General features: G+C 76.3%; 5 protein-coding genes and 2 pseudogenes. All 7 read left to right on the top strand.

Annotation, left to right across the window (positions count from 1 at the left end; all coding sequences use genetic code 11):
• The first annotated feature begins 5 nt into the window (after window positions 1-5).
• Window positions 6-539, top strand: coding sequence for a gamma carbonic anhydrase family protein (locus ACZ6CZ_RS29160; RefSeq protein WP_469027063.1), 534 nt, complete (start codon window positions 6-8; stop codon window positions 537-539).
• 152 nt (window positions 540-691) lie between these two features.
• Window positions 692-1,246 carry a telomere-protecting terminal protein Tpg gene (gene tpg, locus ACZ6CZ_RS29165; RefSeq protein ID WP_469027066.1) on the top strand — a complete coding sequence of 185 codons (555 nt, stop codon included), beginning with the start codon at window positions 692-694 and terminating at the stop codon, window positions 1,244-1,246.
• 297 nt (window positions 1,247-1,543) lie between these two features.
• Window positions 1,544-1,780, top strand: a pseudogene (locus ACZ6CZ_RS29170) (methylmalonyl-CoA mutase family protein); the annotation flags it as partial.
• Between the two features lie 159 nt (window positions 1,781-1,939).
• A pseudogene (locus ACZ6CZ_RS29175) lies at window positions 1,940-2,128 on the top strand (methylmalonyl-CoA mutase family protein); the annotation flags it as partial.
• Between the two features lie 93 nt (window positions 2,129-2,221).
• On the top strand, window positions 2,222-3,013 hold the full coding sequence (locus ACZ6CZ_RS29180) for a thioesterase II family protein (protein WP_469027068.1): 792 nt from the start codon (window positions 2,222-2,224) through the stop codon (window positions 3,011-3,013).
• 113 nt (window positions 3,014-3,126) lie between these two features.
• On the top strand, window positions 3,127-5,799 hold the full coding sequence (locus ACZ6CZ_RS29185) for a helix-turn-helix transcriptional regulator (RefSeq protein ID WP_469027071.1): 2,673 nt from the start codon (window positions 3,127-3,129) through the stop codon (window positions 5,797-5,799).
• Window positions 5,800-5,891: 92 nt separating this feature from the next.
• Window positions 5,892-6,127 (top strand): beta-ketoacyl synthase N-terminal-like domain-containing protein (locus ACZ6CZ_RS29190; protein ID WP_469027074.1); only part of this gene is annotated, 236 nt, incomplete at its 3' end.

Here is a 6,127-nt window from a genome sequence, read left to right on the forward strand (position 1 = left end):
CGCCAATGGCTGAACAGGCCGCACTGATCGCCGAAGTGGGCGGCAAGGCCCCGAAGATCGACCCCGAGGCCTTCACGGCGCCCACCTCGGTCGTCGTCGGCGAGGTCACCCTGCACGCCCGCGCCAACATCTGGTACGGCGCCGTCCTGCGCGCCGACTGCGGCCCCATCGTGGTCGGCGCCGACAGCAACGTCCAGGACAACTGCTCGGTCCACAACGACCTCGGGGCGCCCGTCGTCATCGGCGAACGCGTCTCCATCGGCCACAACGCCGTGCTGCACGGCTGCACCGTCGAGGACGACGCCCTGGTCGGCATGGGCGCCACCGTCCTCAACGGCGCGGTGATCGGCGCGGGCTCCATGGTCGCCGCGCAGGCGCTGGTCCCGCAGGGCATGCAGGTGCCGCCCGGCTCCCTGGTGGCCGGCGTCCCCGCGAAGATCAAGCGGCAGCTGACCGAGGAGGAGCGGCAGAACATCACCCTCAACGGCACCCTGTACGTCGAGCTGGCCAAGGCGCACCGGGCGTCCCACGGGGCCTGACGCACCCGGCGCCCCGGCCCGTGATGCAATGACGGTCCCGGCACACCCCGGCGAGCACCGCGCAGCACGCTCGAGGGGTGCCCGGGACCGGCTCGCAGAACACTCGGCGGGCACTCGACGAGCACTCGACGGACAGGGAACAGGGAACAGCCATGGTGGACATCGGCGACCGCCTCGACGAGGCCGCCGCCGGGCACTTCACGCGCCCGGTGCCGAAGTCGGCACCGGCGCAGATGCGTTTCCTGGTCCGGCAGCTCAAGGGCACCCGGGCCGTGGCCGACCTGCTGGGCGTCTCCCAGCGCACCGTCGAGCGGTACGTGAAGGACCAGCTCCGCCACCCGCGCCGCGAGCTGGCCGACCGCCTGCACCGCGAGGTCCGCCACCGCTGGCAGCCCCGGGTGCGCGCCCGGGCCCGGCAGCGCGCCGCCACCACCGACGGCATCTTCGTCTCCACCCGGGCCCGCTTCGGCTACACCGCCGCCCCCGGCACCACCGACGACCCCCGCGTCCGCCACATCAACCAGGCCCTGCCCCCCGACTACGCCGCCCGCCTCTTCGCCGCCCGGGACGCAGGCGCCCCCGACAGCAGCCTGCGGTCGATCCTGGCGGAGGGCCTGGGCGAGATGTACTTCCGCGACCGCGGCCGCCGCGCGCACGACCTGCTGGTGGAGTTCACCGACATCGAAGCTCTGGACCTGGAGTTCTGACACCCGGCCGCCCCGGCGGCACGGCGCTCACCGGGAGCGCACAGCGAGAACCCCGCCCCTGACGGATCAGGGACGGGGTTCTCGAACAGAGCGCCGGGCAGGCCTTGCACCTGCATCTCCCCGCAGGAAGCGGGACGTCTTTCCTTGGACCACCAACGCATCACGCCTCACCCGGACCCGGGTGCCGCGTACAAGATCCACTGTACCCCGTCCGGGCCGCTCGTGCCAACCGGCCCCGCGCGGGACCGCCTTCGGGCGGTCTACCGCGGCTTTAGCGGCCCCGCGCACCGTGATCCGATGGAGCAGCTCCGGGCGGTGAGGCCGGCCGGCACGGCCGGTACGGCGGCGGAGTGCGGCGCGCGGTCCGGGTGGCCGGAGGCCGTCGTCGACTCGCTGGACGACATGCGGGTGCTGTGCCGCGGGCTGCCCCTGGAACGCGTGCCCGTGGCGCTGCGCGGCGGACCGGACACGGTGCTGACCCTGCTGCTGTACCAGCTGGTCGCGGAGGAACGCGGGGTACCGGCCGTACGGCTGACCGGGACCGCGTGCCTCTACCGGGGCGAACCGCCGGACCGGCTGGTGCGGGACACCCTCGCCTACTGCCGCGCCGAACTGCCCGGATGGCGCCTGACCCCGTCCGCCGCGCCCCCCGCACCCCGCCCCGCCCCCACGCGCGCCGGCGACGGCCGGCGCGGCGAACGGCTCGCCAAACTGCGGGCCTGGCGGTGCGCGGACCGCGTCGGCGCCGCCCTCGCCGCCCTGCGCGACGCCGCCGGCGCAGCGGACAACGTCCTGTACCCGGCGAAGGACGCGCTCGCCGCCTGGGCCACCGTCGCCGAGGTGCGCGAGGCCCTGCGCACGAACACCGGAACCCGCCGTTAAGAGGCGCTTTACCGCCGACGGTCACCCTGCCACCGCGCGCAACCACACACCCGGGCGGCGCGCCGCCCCACGGACGAAGGAGCACGCCGCACCATGAGCATCCCCGACGCCCACGGCGAGTCGTGGATCCGGCGCTTCCACCCCGCCCCCGGCCGCCCGTGCCGCCTGGTCTGCCTGCCGCACGCCGGCGGCACCGCGTCCTTCTTCTTCCCGCTCTCCCAACGGCTCGCCGACCACGCCGACGTCCTGGCCGTGCAGTACCCCGGCCGGCAGGACCGGCGCCTGGAACCGGCCCTGGACTCCGTCGGGGAACTGGCCGACGCCGTGCACACCGCCCTGCGGCCCTACGACGACCTGCCCCTGGTGCTGTTCGGCCACAGCATGGGCGCCGTCCTCGCCTTCGAGGTGGCGCGCAGGCTCCGGCGCGAGGGCCGCGGCCCGCTCGGCCTGATCGTCTCCGGGCGCCGCGCCGTCGACATCCCGCGCGACGACCGCGTCCACACCCTCGGCGACGCCGCCCTGATCGAAGAGGTCCGCGTGCTCGCCGGCACCGACCCCGGACTGCTCCAGGACGAGGAGATCCTGCGCATGGTGCTGCCCGCGCTGCGCGCCGACTTCAAGGCCGTGGAGACCTACCGCTACCGCCCCGACGGCCCCGGCGCCCCCCTCGACTGCCCGCTGAGCGTCCTGACCGGCAGCTCCGACCCGCGCGTGAGCCTCGAGCAGGCCGTGGCCTGGCGCGAACTCACCGACGGTCCCTTCGGCTTCCGCTCCTTCCCCGGCGGCCACTTCTACCTCGCCGACCGGCAGGACGAGGTCGCCGCGGCGATCACCGAGGACCTCCGCTCCTTCGCCGGCGGACGCGTGCCCGCGACACCGCGCTGACCCCGGGCAGTTGCTGCCAGTCAGCAACTCCCGCCCCGCACACGCCCCGTGCGGCGCACCGGCGTTCCTAAGCTGCGGGCACGGCGAGGGACGACCGCGGAAGGAGACGGCCCATGGCGCTCCTGCACCGCGACGACGCGTGCGCACGCTTCGACAAGGCCCTGCGCGCCTGCGCCGGCGGCACGGCCGCACTGGTCCTCGTCGAGGGCGCCGTCGGCTGCGGCAAGACCCGGTTCCTGCAGTACGCCGCCGACACCGCCGCCGACACCGGCCTGCACGTGCTGCACACCGCCGCCGATCCCCCCGGACGCGGCCGGCCCCACACCCTGCTGCACCACATCACCGCCGCCCTCGACGGCGCCGAGCGGACCGCACCCGCCCGGACCGCGGACCCGCACCCGCCGGCCACGACCGACACCCCGCCCGAGCAGTGGGCGGCCCGGCTGCGCGCCACCTGCTCCCAGGGCCCGCTGCTGCTGTGCGTCGACGACCTGCAGTACGCCGACCGCGCCTCCCTCGCCGCACTGCTGCGCCTGGCCCACACCGCCCGCGGCCTGCCCCTGCTCCTGCTGCTCGCCCAGTCCCCGCACCACCGGACGGACGCCTCCGGCCTGCACACCGAACTCCTGCGCCACCCCGGGTTCCTGCGCATCCGGCTCACCCGGCTGGATGCCCACGGCACCACCGAACTGGCCCGCCGCTGGGGCGCCCCGGCCGACCCGGCCGCCGTCGGCCGGCTGCACCGGCTCAGCGGCGGCAACCCGCTGCTGCTGCGCGCCCTGCTGGCCGAGACCGGCACCGCGACCGAGGACCCGGCGGACGGCGCCGCGTACGAACCCGAGCCCGGCGGCCCGTTCGCGCAGGCCTACGCCACCTGCCTGCACCGCTGCGGCCCGGCCGCCCGCCGCCTCGCGCTCGCCCTCGCCGTCCTCGGCCCGCACGCCGACCCCCGGCGCGCCACCCGGCTCGCCGGTCTCAACGCCGACGCCGCCGCCCGCGCCCGCACCACCCTCGAGGCCGCCGGTCTCGTCACCGGCGGCCTGCTGCCCCACCCCACCGCCGCGGCCGCCGCGCTCGACGCCCTCGACCCCGCCCACCGGCGGTCCCTGCACCGGGACGCCGCCCGCGTCCTGCACCACGCCCTGGGCGAACCGGCCGCCGTGGCCGAGCAGCTGCTCGCCGCCGGTACGGCCGCCCACGACTGGGAGATCGAGGCCCTGCGGGACGCGGCCCGCCAGGAGACCCACCCGCACGGCGACCCCGAAGGCGCCGAAGCCCTGCTGCGGCTGGCCCGCTCCGGCTGCACCGACGAACCCACCCGGCACCGCATCGACCTCCAGCTCGCCGCCCAGGCCTGGCGCTCACACCCCGCCGCCGCCCACCGCCGCCTCGCCGAACCCCTCGCCGCCCACCGCGCCGGCCGCCTCCCCGTCCCGGACAGCACCTGGCTGGCCCGCCAACTGGCCACCCAGGGACGCCTGGAGGAGGCCGACGAAGTGCTCGCCGCACACCTCACGCAGGGGCCGGACGGCGCCCTGCCGGCCGCCCTCCCCACCCTGCCCGGCCAGGCGTACCCCCTCACCGCCCTGCTCTCCCCGCTGCGGGCGGCCACCACCCCGGCACGGGCCGCCGACCGCTGGTTCCGCCCCGGCCCCGAGGACGGCGTCCCGGCCGCCGAACGGCTCCTCACCCACACCCCCCTCACCCAGGCGACCTACGAACCCCTCGAACTCGCCCTGCGCACCCTGGTCCTGCACCAGCCGCGGCGCGCCGTCGACTGGTGCCGGCGCCTGACCCTCCAGGCCCCCGGCCGGCTCGCCCCCGGCTGGACCGCCGCCTTCGCCACCGCCCAGGCCGACGCCCTGCTGCGGCTCGGCGACCTCCCCGGCGCGCGCCGCGCGGCGGGCGACGCGCTAGGACACCTGGCCGGCCGCGGCGGCCCCTACCTCCTCGCCCCGCTCGCCCTGCTCGTCCAGGCCCTCACCGAACAGGGCGAGTACGGAGCCGCGGCCCAGCACCTCCAGCCCGCACACCCCGGCGAGGAGCCGTACGCCACCGTGCACACCCTCGGCCTCCTGCGCGCCCGCGGCCGCTACGACCTCGCCACCCAGCGCCCCGAAGCCGCCCTGGAGGAGTTCCTCGAGGCCGGCCGGCTCGCCGCCCGCTGGGGCGCCGACCACCCCGGACTGCTGCCCTGGCGCACCGACGCCGCCGAGGCCCTGCTGCACCTGGGCCGGCCGACCCAGGCCCAGGCACTGGTCGCCGACCACCTGGCACTGCCGGACGCCGTCGGCCACCGCACCCTGGGCAGGTCCCTGCGGCTGAGCGCGGCCACCGCGGAACCCCGCCGCCGCATCGCACTGCTCACCGACGCCGTCACCGCCCTCCGCGACTGCGGCGACCGCCTGGAACTCGCCCGCGCCCTCGCCGACCTCGGCTCCGCGCTGCAGATGAGCGGCGAGGGAAACCGCGCCGGCACCCTCACCCGGCGCGCCTGGCAACTGGCCGCCGACTGCGGCGCGGCCCCGCTGTGCGAACAGATACTCCCCGCCCGCGGCCCCGAACCCGCCACCCCCGGCCCCGCCGCCGAGGACGCCGGTCTGCTGAGCGGCGCGGAGGAACGCGTCGCCACCTTCGCCGCCCAGGGCTACACCAACCGGGAGATCGCCGGGCGGCTGTTCGTGAGCGTCAGCACGGTCGAGCACCACCTCACCCGCGTCTACCGCAAGTTCAACATAGCCCGCCGCCGGGACCTGCCCGCCGACCTGCGCACCCGGGCCGTCTGAACGGCCGGTTCCGGGCCCGCCGGGACCGCGCGGCACCTGCAAGACCACCGCAAGAGGTGCTTTAGCACCCCGCTTGAGGATGGGCGCGCGCCATGCGTGCTTTCGGCCCGTGCGCGAAACGCGAACAGAAATGGAGACCGCCCGCCGTGCTTTCGAATTCTGCCGCGCCACTCGATTCCTCTTCCGGTGCCATTCCCTCCCGTTCCGCCCGTTCCGCCGCCGCCTCCTCCGGCGTGTCCGACGATGCCATTGCGGTGGTCGGTATGTCGTGCCGGGTTCCTGGTGCGGGGAGTGTGGGGGATTTGTGGGAGGTGTTGGCGTCGGGTCG

The organism is Streptomyces sp. NPDC041135, from assembly GCF_055592085.1.

Bases quoted from the DNA above. Each gene is read 5' to 3' on its own strand.
- ACZ6CZ_RS29160 (WP_469027063.1), top strand. From the start codon at position 6: ATGGCTGAACAGGCCGCACTGATCGCCGAAGTGGGCGGCAAGGCCCCG.
- tpg (WP_469027066.1), top strand. From the start codon at position 692: ATGGTGGACATCGGCGACCGCCTCGACGAGGCCGCCGCCGGGCACTTC.
- ACZ6CZ_RS29180 (WP_469027068.1), top strand. From the start codon at position 2,222: ATGAGCATCCCCGACGCCCACGGCGAGTCGTGGATCCGGCGCTTCCAC.
- ACZ6CZ_RS29185 (WP_469027071.1), top strand. From the start codon at position 3,127: ATGGCGCTCCTGCACCGCGACGACGCGTGCGCACGCTTCGACAAGGCC.